This is a genomic window from Thermomonas brevis (assembly GCF_014395425.1).
In the GTDB taxonomy this organism is placed as follows: Bacteria; Pseudomonadota; Gammaproteobacteria; order Xanthomonadales; family Xanthomonadaceae; genus Thermomonas; species Thermomonas brevis.
Window position 1 is genome coordinate 1940782 of sequence record NZ_CP060711.1, and the last position, 15664, is coordinate 1956445.

A 15664-nucleotide genomic window follows, 5' to 3' on the forward strand; every position below is an offset into this window, starting at 1 on the left:
AATCAAGAGCGATTGCGTCGTCGTCGCGAGGGAGTTCCGTACCCCCTGAACCATGTCGCCGGAACCTTCAGTCGTCGATCAGTCTTCGCGCGCCCTGCGCCAGCAGGGCTTCCGCCACCGCGATCCCTAGCGCCTCCGGCGCGTCGGCCGGGCCTTCCGCCTGCGCGCGCACGTGGCGGCCGTCGCGCGCGGAGCCGACCAGTCCCTGCAAGTGCAGCGTGTCGCCGTGCAGCGTCGCTAGCGCCGCCACCGGCACGTGGCAGCTGCCGTCGAGGGCGCGGTTCATCGCCCGCTCGGCGGCGACGCGGGTGCGGGTGCCGGCATCGTCCAGCGCCGCGCACAGCGACGCCACGCGCGGATCGTCGTCGCGGGTTTCGATGGCGATGGCGCCCTGTGCCGGGGCCGGCAGCCAGCGCGGCGCGTCCAGGCGGGTGCGGATGCGCGCATCGAAGCCCAGCCGCTGCAGGCCGGCGCAGGCCAGCACGATGGCGTCGTAGTCGCCGGCGTCGAGCTTCGCCAGCCGCGTGTTGACGTTGCCGCGCAGGTCGAGCAGTTCCAGGTCCGGACGCAGCGCGTGCAGCTGCGCCTGCCGGCGCAGCGAGGAGGTGCCGACGCGCGCGTTCTGCGGCAGCGCGTCGATGTCGTCGAAGCGGTTGCTGACGAAGGCGTCGGCGTGGTCGGCGCGGGCGAGGATCGCCGGCAGTGCGAAGCCCGGTTCCAGCGTCATCGGCACGTCCTTGAGCGAGTGCACCGCGCAGTCCGCTTCGCCGCGCTGCATGGCGATCTCCAGTTCCTTGAGGAACAGGCCCTTGCCGCCGATCGCCGCCAGCGAGCGGTCGAGGATCTCGTCGCCGCGCGTGCTCAGCGGCACCAGATCGACCCGCAGGCCGGGATGCGCCGCGCGCAGCCGCTCGGCCACGTGTTCGGTCTGCCAGAGGGCGAGCGGGCTCTTGCGGGTGGCGATGCGCAGCGTGGTCATGCGCGCATTATCGCTTTTACCAGTGGTGCGCGCGGGATGGTTGTTGCGGCGTCGCTCCGCCCGCCGGGGTTCGAGCGCGCCACGGATGGCGCGCGGCCGCGCATCGGAGCCGGATGCGGAGCCCAAGCGGCGAACCCCGGCGGGCAGGGCGACGCCGCTCGCAGTGAATCAAAGATGCCGCAGCGTCTCGCGCAAATGCGACAGGCAGCGGCGGCTGATTTCCAGCGGCTCGGCGACGTCGCGCAGCACCGCCTGCATGTGACCTTCCGGCGAACGGCGCAGTTCGATGATCTGCTCGCGCGCCACCAGACAGTTGCGGTGGATGCGGATGAAGCGGTGGGCGAATTCGGTCTCCAGCGACTTCAGCGATTCCTCGATCAGGTCCTCGCCGCGCGCGTGGTGCACCACCACGTATTTCTCATCGGCCTGCAGGTAGCGGATGTCCTCGACCGGGATCATCCGCAGGCTGCCGCGCAGCCGCGCGCACAGCTGGCTGCGCGCCTGCGCGGGCGCGGCGTCGGCCTGCCGGTTGCCGCGGCCGGCGAGGAAGGTGCGCACCTTGTCGAGCGCATCGGCGAGGCGCTCGCCGCGCACCGGCTTGACCAGGTAGTCCAGCGCCTGCGCCTCGAACGCGGACAGCGCGTGCGCGTCGAACGCGGTGCAGAACACCACCGCCGGGCGCGGGTGCAGCGCGGCCAGGTGGCGCGCGGTTTCCAGGCCGTCGATGCCGGGCATGGCGATGTCCAGCAGCACCAGATCCGGCGCCTGCGCCACGCAGGCGGCCAGCGCCGCTTGTCCGTCGCCCGCTTCGCCCGCCACCTGCACGCCGGGTTGCGATTCCAGCAGCGCGCGCAGGCGCGCGCGGGCCAACGGCTCGTCGTCGACGATCAGCACGCGCAGCGGTGGTGCGGTCATGGCGCGTCGTCCCCGACTCGTTCCCGGCCCTGCGGGCGATGGTAGCCGCGCGGCGCGGCGCGCGTCACCTCAGCCGGCTTCGAGGCGCGCGCCCATCCAGTCGGCGAGGTCGCCGATCTCCTCGGCGCAGACCTGGTGCTGCATCGGATAGCGCCGCCACTGCGCGTCGAAGCCGAACCCGCGCATGGCCTGCATCGCGGCCTCGCCGGCGGCTGGCGGCACCACCGGATCGAACGCGCCGTGCGCCATGAACAGCGGCTGCGACGCGGCCTGCGGCTGCAGCCGCTGCTGCGCCAGTGCCAGCGGCATCGGCAGATAGGTCGAGAGCGCGATCAGTCCCGCCAGCGGCTGCGCGCGGGCGAGACCGGCCGCCAGCGTGATCGCGCCGCCCTGCGAGAACCCGGCCAGCAGCAGGCGCTGCGGCGGAATGCCGCGTGCGGCTTCGCGTTCGATCAGCGCGTTGGTCTGCGCGACCGATTCGTCGACGCCTTCCAGGTCGGCGCGGTTGGCGAGATCGAAATCGCGGATGTCGTACCACGCCCGCATCCGCGCGCCGCCGTTGATGGTCACCGCGCGCACCGGTGCGTGCGGGAACACGAAGCGCAGCGCCGGCCATTCCCTACGCACCAACTCCGGCACGATCGGCGCGAAGTCGTTGCCGTCCGCGCCGAGGCCGTGCAGCCACAGCACGCACCACTGCGGATCGGGGCCGGTTTCGTGTTCGACGGTATCGAGCAGCATGCGCGGTTCCAGGCGGAGGACGCCGGCATTATGCCGCGCGCTCAACGCCGGCCGTCGCCGCGGTGATCGAAGCGGCCCCGGTACGCCAGACATGCGAACAGCACGAACGCGGCGCTCCAGAACGCGTGCGCGATGCGGTGAAGTGAGGTGTTGCCCATCGTCGGGATTCCCTTGGTCATGGCCGCATCCTGCGTGCGGCCCGGTCGAGTGCGGCCTGCGTCATCGCGCCGTCGGCGAACGCGGCGGCGGCGGTCTGGTAGGCGCTGATCGCCTGCAGCGTCAGCGCCGGATCTTCCGGCAGTTCGGGCTGCGGCTGGTCGCGCGCGAGCGCCGGCCGCAGCGTGTCCACCTTCCGGTGCGGCGAGAGCTGCACCAGCCTGCCGCCGCGCAGATAGCCCAGCAGCTGGTAGGTGCCGATCGGCGCGCGCTCGCGGCCGGGCGACTGCTGGAACACGTCGACGCCGTAGAACTGGCTGTCGTAGTCCATGCCGAGCAGGCCGAGCAGCGTCGGCGGGATGTCGATCTGGCTGGCCATGCGGTCGAAGCGCCCCGGCGCGACCTGCCCGCCGGGCGCGTAGAACCACAGCGGGATGAGGTAGCGGAACGCCGGCAGCGCGGCGATGCCGGCGCTGGAGGCGCAGTGGTCGGCGGTGATGACGAACAGGGTGTCGTCGAACCACGGCCTGCCGCGCGCGCGGCGCAGGAAATCGCCGATCGCCCAGTCGGTGTAGGCCACCGCGCTTTCGCGCCTGCCCTGCGGCCACGGCCCGCGGCCGGCGGGGAAGGTGTAGGGGCGATGGTTCGACGTGGTCATCACGTGCGCGAAGAACGGCCTGCCGGCGGCGAAGTCGGCGTCGAACCGCTTGAGCGCCATCGTGTAGAGGTCTTCGTCGGCGACGCCCCAGACGTTTTCGTGGTGGATGTCCTTGGACGGGATTTCGGTGCGGTCGTGCACGTCGTAGCCGTTGTGGCCGAAGTAGGCGTTCATGTTGTCGAACGCGCCGTAGCCGCCGTACAGGAACTGCGCGTGGTAGCCCTTGCGGCGGAACACCTCGCCCAGCGTCGCCAGTCCCGCGTTGCGTTCGCGCTTGACGATGGATTCGCCGGGCGTGGGCGGCACCGACAGCGACAGCGCCTCCAGCCCGCGCACGGTGCGGGTGCCGGTGGCCCACAGGTCGGAGAACAGCAGGCTGCGCGGGGTCAGCGCGTCGAGGTTCGGCGTCAGCGACTCCTTGCGGCCGTAGCTGCCGGAGAACTCGGCCGACAGGCTTTCCACGCTGATCAGCACCACGTTCATCCGCCGCTCCGGCGCGGCGTTGTGGATGTGGCGGGCGATGCCGGTGGGGCCGAAAAAGGTCGCGTCGGGCGTCGCCACCTGCGCGCGCACCTGCGCCCAGGCTTCGTCGATCGGCACGGTGCGGTAGTAGCGCGGATAGTCGAGCGAGGCGCTGCGGTAGGCGGCGAAGAACTGGTAGATGCCGTTGCCGGCCAGCTCGTTGACGTAGGTGTTGGCGGTGCGGTCCTTCATGTCGCCGCTGACCAGCCAGCCGCCCAGCAGGCTCAGCGCCAGCCATGCGCCGGCCACCAGCGAGCGCAACGCGAAGCCGGCATCGTCGCGCCGCGGCTGCCGCCAGCGGCGGGTCGGGAAGAACATCGCCAGCGTCGCGCCCGCCAGCGCCGCCAGGATCCAACCCACCGGATACGACTCGCGGATGTTGCCGATCACCTCGGTGGTGTAGACGAGGTAGTCCACCGCGATGAAGTTGAAGCGCGCCTGGAACTCGTCCCAGAACGTCCACTCGGCGACGGCCACGAACAGCAGCGCGAACAGCAACGCCAGGCATAGCGCGCCGACCGGCAGGCGCCCGCGCCGGCGCAGCAGCCAGCCCGCCGGCAGCAGCCACAGCAGCAGCACCAGCGGCCAGGCGAAATACACGAAGGCCAGCAGGTCGTAGCCCAGCCCCACGCCGAACGCGTACAGCCACAGCCCGGGCGAAGCCGGCACGCCGCTGCCGGCGGCGGCCAGCAGCGCCAGCCGTGTCAGGGCGGAGATCGCCAGGAAACAGGCGCCCAGCCATAGCAGCGGGCGGAAGCGGCCGAAGCGCGCGTCGGAAAACCAGGTCATGCGGCCAGCCTGTGGCGCGGCCGGTAAGCGCGCCTCAGCCGAATCTCAGCCGTCCGTTAACGCCGCGCCGGCCGGCGGTGGCAGGCTATCGCCATGTCCAGCCCGAACCCGCCCGGCTTGCCCGCATTGGGTCTGCGCGTCCTGCTGATCGAAGACCAGCACGACATCGCCGCCAACATCTGGGATTTCCTCGAACGGCGCGGCTACGAAATGGACCACTGCGCCGATGGCATCAGCGGCCTGGCGCGGGCGATGCGTGGCGACTTCGACGCCATCGTGCTCGACCTCGGCCTGCCGCGCATGGACGGGCTGGAACTGTGCCGCCGCCTGCGCGAGGCAGGACGCGGCGTGCCCGTGCTGATGCTGACCGCGCGCGACACCCTGGACGACAAGCTGCGCGGCTTCGCCGAAGGCGCGGACGACTACCTGGTCAAACCCTTCGCGATGCGCGAACTGGAAGCGCGCATCCGCGCGGTGCAGCGGCGCGGCCGGCCGCCGGCCGGGCGGTTGGCGCACGGCGCGCTGGCCTACGATCCGCAGGCGCTGACCGCGGAGCGCGAAGGCCGGCGCATCCCGCTGACCCGCCTGCAGGGCGCGCTGCTGGAAGCGCTGCTGCGCGACGCCCCGCGCATCGTCCCGCACGCGCGCCTGATCGAAGCCGCATGGGGCGCGGACGGCGCCGGCGCGGCGGCCCTGCAGACGCAGATCTACGAACTGCGCGCGCTGGTCGACCGGCCGTTCGCACGGGCGATGCTGCAGTCCGTGCGCGGCGTCGGCTACCGCATCGTGGAGGCGGCATGAACGCTTCGACCGGGTCGGCAACCGCCAGGCGCATGCCGCTGTCGCTGCGCCACCGTTTCGCCCTGCTGGCGACGCTGCTGGGCCTGCTGCTCAGCGGGCTGGCGTCGTTCGCGCTGCTGGCGGTGGCCGACGATTACGAATACGTGTTCGCCAACGAGATATTGAGCGGCCAGGCCGAGGACTACGGGCTTCGGCTTGCCAACCGCCTGCCGGCGCAACTGCCGCAGACCCAGCGCCTGCGCGGCTATCGCATCGACGATCCGGCGCTGCCGCGCGTCTACGCCGGCTTCCCGCTCGGCGTGCACGAAGATCCGGACAACGAGAACGCCCATGTGGGCGTGTTCGACACCGCGGCGGGGCGGCTGGTGTTCGTCATCGACCTGGGCGACATCGAAGCGACGGAGCGCCACCTGAGCCTGCTGGTGGCGGCGATGCTCGTGCTCGGCACCGCGCTGTCCGGCTGGCTGGGCTGGCTGCTGGCCGGCATCGCGCTGCGCCCGGTGCAAGCGCTGGCCGAAGGCGTGGAAGCCCTGCCCGTGCAGCCGCAACCCACGCGGCTGGCGGCCGGCGTCAGCGACGACGACCTCGGCCGGCTGGCGCGCGCCATCGACGGCTACCAGGCCAGGCTGGTCGACGCCGACGCGCACGAGCAGGCGTTCCTGGCCGACGCCAGCCACGAACTGCGCACGCCGCTGGCGGTGATCCAGGGCGTGGCCGAAGTGCTGCAGGACGACGACACCGCATCGCTCGCGCAGCGCGCGCGCCACGCGCGGCTGGAGCGCGGCGTCGCCGAGATGCGCCGCCTGCTGGAAGCGATGCTGGCGGCGGCGCGGCGCAAGCCGTTGCAGATCGAAACCGTGGATGTCGAGCAACTGCTGCGGGAGGCGGCCGACATGGCGCTGGCCGGCAGGCCCGGGATCGCCGTGCACGTCGACGCCGAGGGCGAGCTGCAAACCGCGTCGCGCGAGGCCGTGCTGCTGATTGCGGGGCTGGCGCGCCAGCTGGTGCAGTCGCGCACCGACGGCACGCTGCATCTGGACCTGGAGCCGGAATGCCTGCTGCTGCGGATCGAGCCGGAGCAGATGGATGCCGTTAGCGCATCGATGCGCGCCGATATCGGCACCGGCTCCGCGCTGCTGGATCGCCTCGCCGCGCGGCTGGGCTGGCGGATGGCGTTCGACGCGCCCGGGCGGATTTCGATTCGCCTGCACTGATCTGGTGGGCCCACCAGGACTCGAACCTGGAACCAAAGGATTCACGCTGCCCGGCGCTTTCGCACCGGCGTGGACTATCTCATCACCCTCAGCCTGCGCTGGTGGGGTGCGGGAGGCTCAAGCCTGTCATCAAGGGCGCTGCAGCCCCCAGGTAGTCTCTGCACCTTCCGGCGGTGTACCGCCGGCTTGGCTCAGGATTGCCCTCGGCCGAACCGCTAGGGTTTCCCTGAATTCATCCCGTTTTTCCGCCGGCCCTTCCGGTGCCGGGGTCACCTTTCGATGAGTCCTCTGCTCTAACCATTGAGCTATAGGCCCGTTCCCGACATCGTAGCAACGCAGCCGGAAACGGTCATCCGCTGATTTCGGATTATCCTGATTGGATGGAATCCGAATCGTGCCATGTCTGTGGTGCTGTCCTGCATGGACGCCAGCGGCGCTTCTGTTCCCGAATCTGCAAGAACCGCGATACGAATAATCGCCATCAGACTTATTCGAGTCAGCAGGAACGTGGGCTCGCGCGCAAGCTGGAGCTGGTCGAGGTCTGCGGTGGCAAGTGCAGCCGCTGCGGATACGCCCGCAACATGGCCGCCCTGTCCTGGCACCACCTCGATCCGGAACTGAAGGCGTTCAATCTCGATGTGCGCTCGCTATCCAACCGGAACCGCGATGCCATCGACGCCGAACTTCGCAAGTGCATCCTGCTGTGCGCCAACTGTCATGCCGAAGCGCACTTTCCCGAACTCGACATGAGTTCGGTGCAACGCTTGAGGAAGAAGTCCGATCATTCTTCTGGGTTCGACATCGAATAAGGCGACTTCGCCTTCGCCCCCGGCCACTCGCGGTTCGGCTGCGCCTGCATGGCGAAGCGCAGTTCGCCGCCGGCCATCAGTTCCTGGTGGGTGATGTAGACGCGATTCAGCGGCTTGCCGTCGAGGGTCACGCTGCCGACGTAGCCATGCGCGTCGTCGAGGCCGTCGGCGATCACGCTGAAGCGTTTGCCGTTCGGCAGGTTGAGCGTCGCCTTGCGCACGAACGGACGGCCGAGGATGTACTGGTTGCTGCCCGGCGCGACCGGGTAGAAGCCGAGCGCGGTGAACACGTACCAGGCCGACATCTGGCCGAGGTCGTCGTTGCCGGCCAGGCCGTCGGGCGTGGGCTTGTACTGGGTGTCCATCACCTGCTTCAGCCGCGCCTGCGTGCGCCACGGCTGGCCGGCGTAGGCGTAGAGGTAGGCGACGTGGTGGCTGGGTTCGTTGCCGTGGGCGTACCAGCCGATCAGGCCGGTGATGTCCTCCATGTGCTCGAACACCTTGGGATCGACCTTGGCGTCGAATACCGCGTCGAGGCGCGCGAGCAGCTTGTCCGTTCCGCCGTGCGCGGCGGCGAGGCCGGCCACGTCCTGCGGCACGTACCACGAGTATTGCCAGGCGTTGCCCTCGGTGTAGTCGGTGCCGTAGCCGCTAGCGTCCGGATCGAACGGGGTGCGGAAGCTGCCGTCGCGCTTGCGGGCGCGCATGAAGCCGGTGTCGGGATCGAAAGCGTGCTGCCAGTTGCCTGCGCGCTGGCCGAATGCGTCGGCGACGTCCTTGCGGCCCATCGCCTGCGCCATGCGGTGGATCGTCCAGTCGTCGAAGGCGTATTCCAGCGTCTTGCTGGCGGCTTCGCCTTCCTCGTCGATCGGCACGTAGCCGAGCTGCATGTACTGGGCGATGCCGTCATACGGGCCATAGCTCGCGCTCGCCACCATCGCATCTAGCGCTTCATTGGCGTCGAAGTCGCGGATGCCCTTCATGTATGCATCAGCAATCACCGGCACCGCGTGGTAGCCGATCATGCACCACGTCTCCAGGCCGTGGAACGCCCATACCGGCAGCACGCCGTAGGGGCTTTCGCGGCGCGAAGCGAGCAGCGAGTTGACGATGTCGCTGGTGCGCCGCTCCGGCTGCACGATGGTCAGCAGCGGGTGCAGGGCGCGGTAGGTGTCCCACAGCGAGAAGGTGGAATAGTTCGTCCAGCCCTTCGCCTGGTGCACGGCGTTGTCCGGGCCGCGATAGCGGCCGTCGCTGTCCATGAACAGGCTGGGCGCCTGCAGCGCGTGGTAGAGCGCGGTGAAGAACGCCTTGCGTTGCGGTTCAGGCGCGTCGATCTCGGCCACGCCCAGCGCCTTTGCCCATTCTGCTTTGGCGTCGGCGCGAACGCGGTCGAAGTCGAAGCCCGGCATTTCCGCGTCGAGGTTGGCGATGGCGCCGTCCTCGCTGACCGGCGAGATCGCCAGCTTCGCCACCAGCGGCCCGCGCAGCGCGCTGCCGAAGTCGAAGCCGGCGACCAGCTGACGGCCCTCGATCTGCGCGCGCTGCGCCGGGTCTTTCTCGCCCGGCGGCGGGAAGCCCTTGTACGGCACGTTCTGCTCGGTGTCGTGCAGCGCATGGCCGGTCATCGGCTGCGAGAAGCGCAGCGCGAAGTACAGCTGCCGGCCCGGCGCCCAGCCGCGGGTTTCGCGGAAGCCAGTGACGGTGCCGTCGGGCCGAACGCGGATGCGCGACCACTGCACCTTGCCCGGGTAGTCGTACATCGAGGTGCGCAGGTCGAGCACGATGTGTGCCGGCTGGCTCTGCGGGAAGGCGTAGCGGTGCACGCCGACGCGCGCGCCGGCGGTGAGTTCGGCGCGGATGCCGCCGTCGGTCAGCGTCACCGCGTAGTAGCCGGGCTCGGCGGTTTCGGTGGCGTGCGAGAAGCGCGAGGTGTAGCCAGAGCCCGGCTTGTCGGGATCGCCGCGTTCGAGCTTCAACTCGCCGACGGTCGGCATCAGCAGCACGTCGCCGAGGTCGGAATGGCCGGTGCCTGAAAAGTGCGTGTGCGAGAAGCCGACGATGGTGCTGTCGGAATGCCGGTAGCCCGCCGCCCAGCCGTAGCCGTCCTTGCGGGTCTGGATGCGGGTGTCGGGGCTGAGCTGCACCATGCCGAACGGCCGCGTCGCGCCGGGGAAGGTGTGGCCTTCGCCGCCGGTGCCGATGAAGGGATCGACCGCCGCGAATGCGCGCTGGCCGGCATCGTCCCGGTCCGCCGCCGCTGCGCCCGCCGCCAGCAGCAGCGCCAGTCCCGCGAACGCCATCCGCATTCCGCTTCGCATCCCGCACCTCCGGTTCCGCATTGGGAGGTCGAACGCTATCACGCGGGTGCAGAGGCAGAAATGCAAAACCCCGCCGGAGCGGGGTTTTGCGAGGGAAGCGCCCCTCATCCGCCTTCGGCACCTTCTCCCCGCAGGCGGGGAGAAGGGAAGGGCGGTCAGTCGATGTCGAGGAAGCTGCGCAGCGTTTCCGAACGCGACGGATGGCGCAGCTTGCGCAGCGCCTTCGCCTCGATCTGGCGGATGCGTTCGCGGGTGACGTCGAACTGCTTGCCGACTTCTTCCAGCGTGTGGTCGGTGTTCATGTCGATGCCGAAGCGCATGCGCAGCACCTTGGCTTCCCTCGGGGTCAGCCCGGCCAGCACGTTGCGCACCGTCTCGATCAGGTTGATGTCGGTGGTGGCGTCGATCGGGGACATCACGTTGGTGTCCTCGATGAAGTCGCCGAGGTGGGAATCCTCGTCGTCGCCGATCGGCGTCTCCATCGAGATCGGCTCCTTGGCGATCTTCATGACCTTGCGGATCTTGTCCTCGGGCATGTCCATCTCTTTCGCCAGCTCTTCCGGCGTGGCCTCGCGGCCGTACTGCTGGAGCATCTGGCGGGAGATGCGGTTGAGCTTGTTGATCGTCTCGATCATGTGCACCGGGATGCGGATGGTGCGCGCCTGGTCGGCGATCGAGCGGGTGATCGCCTGGCGGATCCACCACGTGGCGTAGGTCGAGAACTTGAAGCCGCGGCGGTGCTCGAACTTGTCCACCGCCTTCATCAGGCCGATGTTGCCTTCCTGGATCAGGTCGAGGAACTGCAGGCCGCGATTGGTGTACTTCTTGGCGATCGAGATCACCAGGCGCAGGTTCGCCTCGACCATCTCCTTCTTGGCCTTGCGCGCCTTGGCTTCGCCGTAGGCCATCGCGCGATTGATTTCCTTGAGGTCGGCCAGGCTCACATGCATCGCCTTCTCCAGCGCGATGGTGGCTTCCTGCTCGGCGATGATCTGCTCGCGCACGTCGCGCAGGGCCGAGCCCCACTTCTGCTTGCGCTTCAGCAGCTCGTCGACCCATTCGAGGTTGGTCTGGTTGCCGTCCCACGCCTTCAGGAAGTCCTTGCGCGGCATCTTGGCGACGCGGGTGGACAGGTCGAGGATGCGGCGCTCGTGTTCCTTCACCTGGTTGACGGCGTCGCGCAGCTTGCGCACCAGCGCGTCGGTCAGCGGCAGCGGCAGCTTCAGGGTGACGAAGATCGCGGCGATCTCTTCGCGCGCCTTCAGTGCGGCCTTGGCCTCCGGGCCGCCCTTGGCGTAGGCCTTCTCGAAGCGGCCGTAGGCGGCGGCCAGCGCCTCCATGCGGGCGGCGACTTCGGCCGGGTCCGGGCCGGTCGGTGCCGGCTCGTCGGCGTCGCCGCCGGTGTCCTCGTCTTCGTCTTCCTCGGCGTCGCTGTCATTGACGTCGTCGGTGGCCACCGGCGCGGGCTCCGGTTCCGGTTCCTCGTCGTTGAAGCCGACCACCAGTTCGGCCAGGCGCTTCTTGCCGGCCTTGTGCAGTTCCCAGTCCTCCAGCAGCAGCTGGGTGGACCACGGGAAGCTGGCCAGCGCGGCGTTCATCTGCGCCAGACCTTCCTCGATGCGCTTGGCGATGGCGATTTCGCCCTCGCGGGTCAGCAGGTCCACCGTGCCCATCTCGCGCATGTACATGCGCACCGGGTCGGTGGTGCGGCCGCCCTCGGTGTCCACCGAGGTCAGCGCGGCGGCGGCTTCTTCCGCGGCGGTTTCGTCCACCTCGCGGCCGCCGGCCTGCTGGCCGGCCAGCAGCAGGGTTTCCACATCGGGCGCCACTTCGTGCACCTCGATGCCCATGCCGTTGATCATGCCGATGATGTCTTCCAGCTGCTCCGGATCGACCATGTCGTCGGGCAGGTGGTCGTTGACCTCGGCGTAGGTCAGATAGCCTTGCTCCAGACCCTTGGAAATCAGGAGCTTGATGTCGGACTGGGGGGCGATCTGCCGTTCGTTGGCCATGGAGGGTGCTACCGTGTCGTGGGGATCCGCGGGCGACCGCAGAAAGAGAACCAAGCATTATACCGCCCGGCGGGGTGGCCGGCCTACCCAGCGTGGCGGGATCAGGGCCGGAGCAGGAACGTGGCCGGGCCGTCGTTGACCAGGCTGACCACCATATGGGCACCGAAACGCCCGGTTTCCACCCCCGGCGGATGCAGTGCGCGGCAGATCGCGACCAGCCGGTCGAAGCCGCGTTCAGCTTCAACGGGCGGGGCGGCGGTGGTGAAGCTGGGGCGCATGCCGCTGCGGGTGTCGGCGGCCAGGGTGAACTGGCTGACCAACAGCAGGCCGCCGCCGATATCCGACAAAGAGCGGTTCATCTTGCCGGCATCGTCGCCGAAAATGCGGTAACCGAGCAGGCGTTGCGCCAGCCGCCGGAACTGCGGCTCGCCATCGCCGGGCTCCACCGCCACCAATGCAAGCAGGCCGGGGCCGATGGCGCCGACCACGGCGTCGTCGACGGTCACCTTGGCTTCGGTCACGCGCTGGATCAGGGCGAGCATGGCGGCATTGTAGGAGGCGGAGCCGGCCTACCGCGGCGGCGCGGCCAGTTCCCGGGCATCGAGGTGGCCGTCGCGGTTGGCGTCCTGCTTGCGGAAGCGTTCGGCGAGCTGCGCCCGGTGCGCGTCGCGGGTGATGGGCTTGCCTTTGCCGCCCGGCTGCTCGGCGGGAGACAGCACGCCGTCGCGGTCGCGGTCCATGCGGTCGAAGGCGTAGCCCATCCAGTCGAGGTATTCGGGCAGCGACACCTTGCCGTCGCCGTCCGCATCCATCCGCGAAAGATAGTCGTCGGTGCGCTGCACCTGCGCATGCGCCGCCGCCGGCAAGGCCAGCGACAGCGCGAGGGCGGCGGCGAACCTCATGCGCGGAGCGGGGCCTTGCGGCCCCTTCGGATCAGGCCTGCACCAGCGCGTAGCCGCGCAGGCGGGCCGCGTAGTCCTGCAGCGCGCGCACGCCGCTGGCCTCGGCCTCGGCGCACCAGGCCTGCAGGCGGCGCAGGCGTTCGGCGGCGTCGTGGCTGCGGCTTTCCAGCACGTCGGCGAGGCGCTTGCGGTGCTCGACCAGCGCCTGGATGCGTGGGCGCGCATCGATCCACGCCTGCAGCTGCGCGCGCGCGTCGGGCTTGAGCCAGCGGCCGTCGTCGACCATGCCCTTGCGCAGCTTGCGCGGCAGCAGCGCGCGCAGCTTCGCGCCCGCGGCGGCGGCTTCTTCCTTCAGCGCCGGCTTCAGCACGTTGCGCTGGTAATCGGTCATCGCCTGGAAGCGGTGCGCCAGCAGCGCCTTCAGCGTTTCGGCGTCCGGCATCGCGATGTTGGGGCGCAGGTCCAGCGAGGGCGCGACGCGCAGCACCTTCGCCAGGTGCAGCTTCTCCAGCAGCCTGATCGCCGCCCAGCCGATGTCGAACTCGAAGCGGCGCAGCGCGAACTTGGCCGAGGACGGGAACGCGTGGTGGTTGTTGTGCAGTTCCTCGCCGCCCACCCACACCGCCCACGGGGTCAGGTTGGTGGCGGTGTCGGTAGTCTCGAAGTTGCGGTAGCCCCACCAGTGGCCGAGGCCGTTGATGACGCCGGCCGCCCAGAACGGAATCCACGCCATCTGGATCGCCCACACGGCCACGCCCTTGGCGCCGAACAGCACGAAGCTCAGGACCAGCAGCAGGACCACGCCGGCGTTGGCGAAGCGGGTGTAGAGGCGGCGCTCGATCCAGTCGTCCGGGCAGCCCTTGCCGTACTGCTCGATATCGGCGCGCGCCAGCCGCGCTTCGCGGTACATGTCGGCGCCCTTCCACAGCACGTTGCCGATGCCCTTGTGCATGGGGCTGTGCGGGTCGTCCTCGGTCTCGCACTTGGCGTGGTGCTTGCGGTGGATCGCCGCCCACTCCTTCGTGATCATCGACGTCGTCAGCCACGACCAGAAGCGGAAGAAATGCGCGACGGCCGGATGGAAATCCACGCCGCGATGCGCCTGGCTGCGATGCAGGTACAGGGTGACGGTGAAGATGGTGATCTGGGTGACGACCAGCAGGTACAGCAGCATTTCCCACCAGCCGAACTGGAGCAGGCCGCCGGCAAGGAAATCAAGGAAGGACGCGGGCATCGGGTGACTCGTGGGGGAAGGTGCGGCGTCATCATGCCACGGCATGGCTGTACGCCAGCCGGCGCGGCATCATGCGCGCATGCCCGAATTGCCCGAAGTCGAAACCACCCGCCGCGGCCTGCTGCCGCACGTCGAGGGCCGCCGCGTGGAGCGCGTGCTGCTGCGCCGGCCCGACCTGCGCTGGCCGATCCCGCGCGAGGTGGAGGACCTGCTGCCGGAGCGGCGCATCGACGCGATCCGCCGGCGCGCCAAATACCTGCTGCTGGACACCGACGCCGGCAGCGCGCTGCTGCACCTCGGCATGTCCGGCAGCCTGCGCGTGCTGCCGGAGGACACGCCGGTGCGGGCGCACGACCACGTGGACATCGCGCTCGACAACGACCGCGTGCTGCGCTTCAACGATCCGCGCCGGTTCGGCTGCCTGCTGTGGCAGATGCCGGGCGAGACGCATCCGCTGCTGGCCGGGCTCGGGCCGGAGCCGCTGTCCGATGCGTTCGATGGGGATTACCTGTTCGACCTGAGCCGCGGCCGCAAGGCGCCGGTCAAGACCTTCCTGATGGACCAGTCGGTGGTGGTGGGCGTGGGCAACATCTACGCCGCCGAGGCGCTGTTCATGGCCGGGCTCTCGCCGCTGCGCGCGGCGGGCAAGGTGTCGCGCGAGCGCTACGCGGCGCTGGCGGAGGCGGTGAAGTCGATCCTCGCGCACGCCATCGCGCGCGGCGGCACCACCCTGCGCGACTTCATCAGCCCGGACGGCGCGCCCGGCTATTTCGAACAGGAGCTGCTGGCCTACGGACGCGGCGGCGAACCTTGCCCGCGCTGCGGACGCGCGATGAAGCAGGCCAGCATCGGCCAGCGCGCGACGGTGTGGTGCGGGCATTGCCAGCGGTGAAAGGGCGAGGAGTGAGTGGAGAGGAGTGAGGAACGAGAGGAAGCCATTCGGCTCTTGCTCACTCCTCGCTCCTCTCCACTCGCTTCCCGCATTCGCTATAGTCCGGCCTTCCCCCGAGCCGCCCGTTGGTCGCGATGCCCCTTGATGGCGACATCACCGTCCTGCTGGACGCCGCGCGCGATGGCGATCGCGGCGCGCTCGACCGCGTGCTCTCCGCGCTGTACCAGGAACTGCACGGGATGGCGCGCCGGCAGCTGGCCGGGCAGCAGCACGGGCACACGCTCGACGCCACCGCGCTGGTGCACGAGGCGTACCTCAAGCTGGTCGGGCGCGGCAACGGCAGCGCGCAGTTCGACGACCGCGCGCATTTCTTCGCCTACGCGGCGTCGGCGATGCGTTCGGTGATCGTGGACTACGCGCGCCAGCGGCTGGCGCAGAAGCGCGGCGGCGACCTGCACCGGGTCACCGAGCTGCCGGAGAACATCGAGGGCGGGCTCAGCCTCGACGAGGACATGCTGGGGCTGGACACCGCGTTGAACCGGCTCACCGCCGTCGATCCGCGCCTGACCCAGGTGGTGGAGCTGCGCTATTTCGCCGGATTGTCGGAGCTGGAAATCGCGGCGCTGCTGCAGCGTTCCGAACGCAGCGTGCGCCGCGACTGGCAGAAGGCGCGGATGTTCCTGCTGGCCTCGCTGAAGGAACCGGCGGACGGCTGACCG

15 protein-coding genes are annotated in these 15664 nt (G+C 69.7%); 5 read left to right on the forward strand and 10 right to left on the reverse strand.

Annotation, left to right across the window (positions count from 1 at the left end; translation table 11 throughout):
* Positions 1-67 precede the first annotated feature (67 nt).
* The 5 genes from hemC to H9L17_RS08980 all read right to left on the reverse strand — a co-directional run bounded on the left by hemC (position 68) and on the right by H9L17_RS08980 (position 4760).
* The gene (gene hemC, locus H9L17_RS08960; RefSeq protein WP_187569129.1) at positions 68-979 is read right to left on the reverse strand and encodes a hydroxymethylbilane synthase; all 912 of its coding nucleotides are present in this window, start codon (positions 977-979) and stop codon (positions 68-70) included.
* Between the two features lie 168 nt (positions 980-1147).
* Positions 1148-1894, reverse strand: a complete 747-nt coding sequence (locus tag H9L17_RS08965) for a LytR/AlgR family response regulator transcription factor (protein ID WP_187569130.1) — start codon at positions 1892-1894, stop codon at positions 1148-1150.
* Between the two features lie 69 nt (positions 1895-1963).
* Positions 1964-2635 carry an alpha/beta hydrolase gene (locus tag H9L17_RS08970; protein WP_187569131.1) on the reverse strand — a complete coding sequence of 224 codons (672 nt, stop codon included), beginning with the start codon at positions 2633-2635 and terminating at the stop codon, positions 1964-1966.
* A 41-nt stretch (positions 2636-2676) separates the two neighbouring features.
* The gene (locus H9L17_RS08975; RefSeq protein ID WP_187569132.1) at positions 2677-2814 is read right to left on the reverse strand and encodes a hypothetical protein; all 138 of its coding nucleotides are present in this window, start codon (positions 2812-2814) and stop codon (positions 2677-2679) included.
* A complete protein-coding gene (locus H9L17_RS08980) occupies positions 2811-4760 on the reverse strand; it encodes an LTA synthase family protein (RefSeq protein WP_187569133.1) in 1950 nt (649 codons plus the stop codon). The genes H9L17_RS08975 and H9L17_RS08980 overlap by 4 nt, the downstream gene beginning before the upstream one ends.
* 93 nt (positions 4761-4853) lie before the next feature.
* Between H9L17_RS08980 and H9L17_RS08985 the strand changes: the two genes are divergently transcribed.
* The 3 genes from H9L17_RS08985 to H9L17_RS08995 all read left to right on the forward strand — a co-directional run bounded on the left by H9L17_RS08985 (position 4854) and on the right by H9L17_RS08995 (position 7584).
* Complete coding sequence (locus H9L17_RS08985; RefSeq protein WP_187569134.1) at positions 4854-5561, forward strand: response regulator transcription factor; 708 nt, start codon at positions 4854-4856, stop codon at positions 5559-5561.
* The gene (locus tag H9L17_RS08990) at positions 5558-6775 is read left to right on the forward strand and encodes a sensor histidine kinase (RefSeq protein ID WP_187569135.1); all 1218 of its coding nucleotides are present in this window, start codon (positions 5558-5560) and stop codon (positions 6773-6775) included. Before H9L17_RS08985 ends, H9L17_RS08990 begins: the two co-directional genes overlap by 4 nt.
* Positions 6776-7155: 380 nt before the next feature.
* Positions 7156-7584, forward strand: coding sequence for a hypothetical protein (locus tag H9L17_RS08995; protein WP_187569136.1), 429 nt, complete (start codon positions 7156-7158; stop codon positions 7582-7584).
* Here H9L17_RS08995 and H9L17_RS09000 read toward each other — a convergent pair.
* From H9L17_RS09000 to H9L17_RS09020, 5 genes are all read right to left on the reverse strand, one after another.
* Positions 7557-9905, reverse strand: coding sequence for a GH92 family glycosyl hydrolase (locus H9L17_RS09000; RefSeq protein WP_187569137.1), 2349 nt, complete (start codon positions 9903-9905; stop codon positions 7557-7559). The two genes, H9L17_RS08995 and H9L17_RS09000, sit on opposite strands and share 28 nt — an antisense overlap.
* Before the next feature lie 155 nt (positions 9906-10060).
* On the reverse strand, positions 10061-11917 hold the full coding sequence (rpoD, locus tag H9L17_RS09005; RefSeq protein WP_187569138.1) for an RNA polymerase sigma factor RpoD: 1857 nt from the start codon (positions 11915-11917) through the stop codon (positions 10061-10063).
* Positions 11918-12018: 101 nt separating this feature from the next.
* Positions 12019-12459: a D-aminoacyl-tRNA deacylase gene (gene dtd, locus H9L17_RS09010; RefSeq protein WP_187569139.1), complete on the reverse strand. Its 441-nt coding sequence runs from the start codon at positions 12457-12459 to the stop codon at positions 12019-12021.
* Positions 12460-12486: 27 nt separating this feature from the next.
* On the reverse strand, positions 12487-12819 hold the full coding sequence (locus tag H9L17_RS09015; protein ID WP_187569140.1) for an EF-hand domain-containing protein: 333 nt from the start codon (positions 12817-12819) through the stop codon (positions 12487-12489).
* Positions 12820-12850: 31 nt separating this feature from the next.
* On the reverse strand, positions 12851-14053 hold the full coding sequence (locus H9L17_RS09020) for a DesA family fatty acid desaturase (protein WP_187569141.1): 1203 nt from the start codon (positions 14051-14053) through the stop codon (positions 12851-12853).
* A gap of 79 nt (positions 14054-14132) precedes the next feature.
* Between H9L17_RS09020 and mutM the strand changes: the two genes are divergently transcribed.
* Together mutM and H9L17_RS09030 are read left to right on the forward strand one after the other, a co-directional pair.
* A complete protein-coding gene (gene mutM / locus H9L17_RS09025) occupies positions 14133-14945 on the forward strand; it encodes a bifunctional DNA-formamidopyrimidine glycosylase/DNA-(apurinic or apyrimidinic site) lyase (RefSeq protein WP_187569142.1) in 813 nt (270 codons plus the stop codon).
* A gap of 134 nt (positions 14946-15079) precedes the next feature.
* Positions 15080-15661, forward strand: a complete 582-nt coding sequence (locus H9L17_RS09030) for an ECF-type sigma factor (protein WP_187571919.1) — start codon at positions 15080-15082, stop codon at positions 15659-15661.
* Positions 15662-15664 lie beyond the last annotated feature (3 nt).

Excerpts from the sequence above, each read along its gene's own strand:
- hemC (WP_187569129.1), bottom strand. The coding sequence starts at position 979 with ATGACCACGCTGCGCATCGCCACCCGCAAGAGCCCGCTCGCCCTCTGG.
- H9L17_RS08965 (WP_187569130.1), bottom strand. The coding sequence starts at position 1,894 with ATGACCGCACCACCGCTGCGCGTGCTGATCGTCGACGACGAGCCGTTG.
- H9L17_RS08970 (WP_187569131.1), bottom strand. The coding sequence starts at position 2,635 with ATGCTGCTCGATACCGTCGAACACGAAACCGGCCCCGATCCGCAGTGG.
- H9L17_RS08975 (WP_187569132.1), bottom strand. The coding sequence starts at position 2,814 with ATGACCAAGGGAATCCCGACGATGGGCAACACCTCACTTCACCGCATC.
- H9L17_RS08980 (WP_187569133.1), bottom strand. The coding sequence starts at position 4,760 with ATGACCTGGTTTTCCGACGCGCGCTTCGGCCGCTTCCGCCCGCTGCTA.
- H9L17_RS08985 (WP_187569134.1), top strand. The coding sequence starts at position 4,854 with ATGTCCAGCCCGAACCCGCCCGGCTTGCCCGCATTGGGTCTGCGCGTC.
- H9L17_RS08990 (WP_187569135.1), top strand. The coding sequence starts at position 5,558 with ATGAACGCTTCGACCGGGTCGGCAACCGCCAGGCGCATGCCGCTGTCG.
- H9L17_RS08995 (WP_187569136.1), top strand. The coding sequence starts at position 7,156 with ATGGAATCCGAATCGTGCCATGTCTGTGGTGCTGTCCTGCATGGACGC.
- H9L17_RS09000 (WP_187569137.1), bottom strand. The coding sequence starts at position 9,905 with ATGCGAAGCGGAATGCGGATGGCGTTCGCGGGACTGGCGCTGCTGCTG.
- rpoD (WP_187569138.1), bottom strand. The coding sequence starts at position 11,917 with ATGGCCAACGAACGGCAGATCGCCCCCCAGTCCGACATCAAGCTCCTG.
- dtd (WP_187569139.1), bottom strand. The coding sequence starts at position 12,459 with ATGCTCGCCCTGATCCAGCGCGTGACCGAAGCCAAGGTGACCGTCGAC.
- H9L17_RS09015 (WP_187569140.1), bottom strand. The coding sequence starts at position 12,819 with ATGAGGTTCGCCGCCGCCCTCGCGCTGTCGCTGGCCTTGCCGGCGGCG.
- H9L17_RS09020 (WP_187569141.1), bottom strand. The coding sequence starts at position 14,053 with ATGCCCGCGTCCTTCCTTGATTTCCTTGCCGGCGGCCTGCTCCAGTTC.
- mutM (WP_187569142.1), top strand. The coding sequence starts at position 14,133 with ATGCCCGAATTGCCCGAAGTCGAAACCACCCGCCGCGGCCTGCTGCCG.
- H9L17_RS09030 (WP_187571919.1), top strand. The coding sequence starts at position 15,080 with ATGCCCCTTGATGGCGACATCACCGTCCTGCTGGACGCCGCGCGCGAT.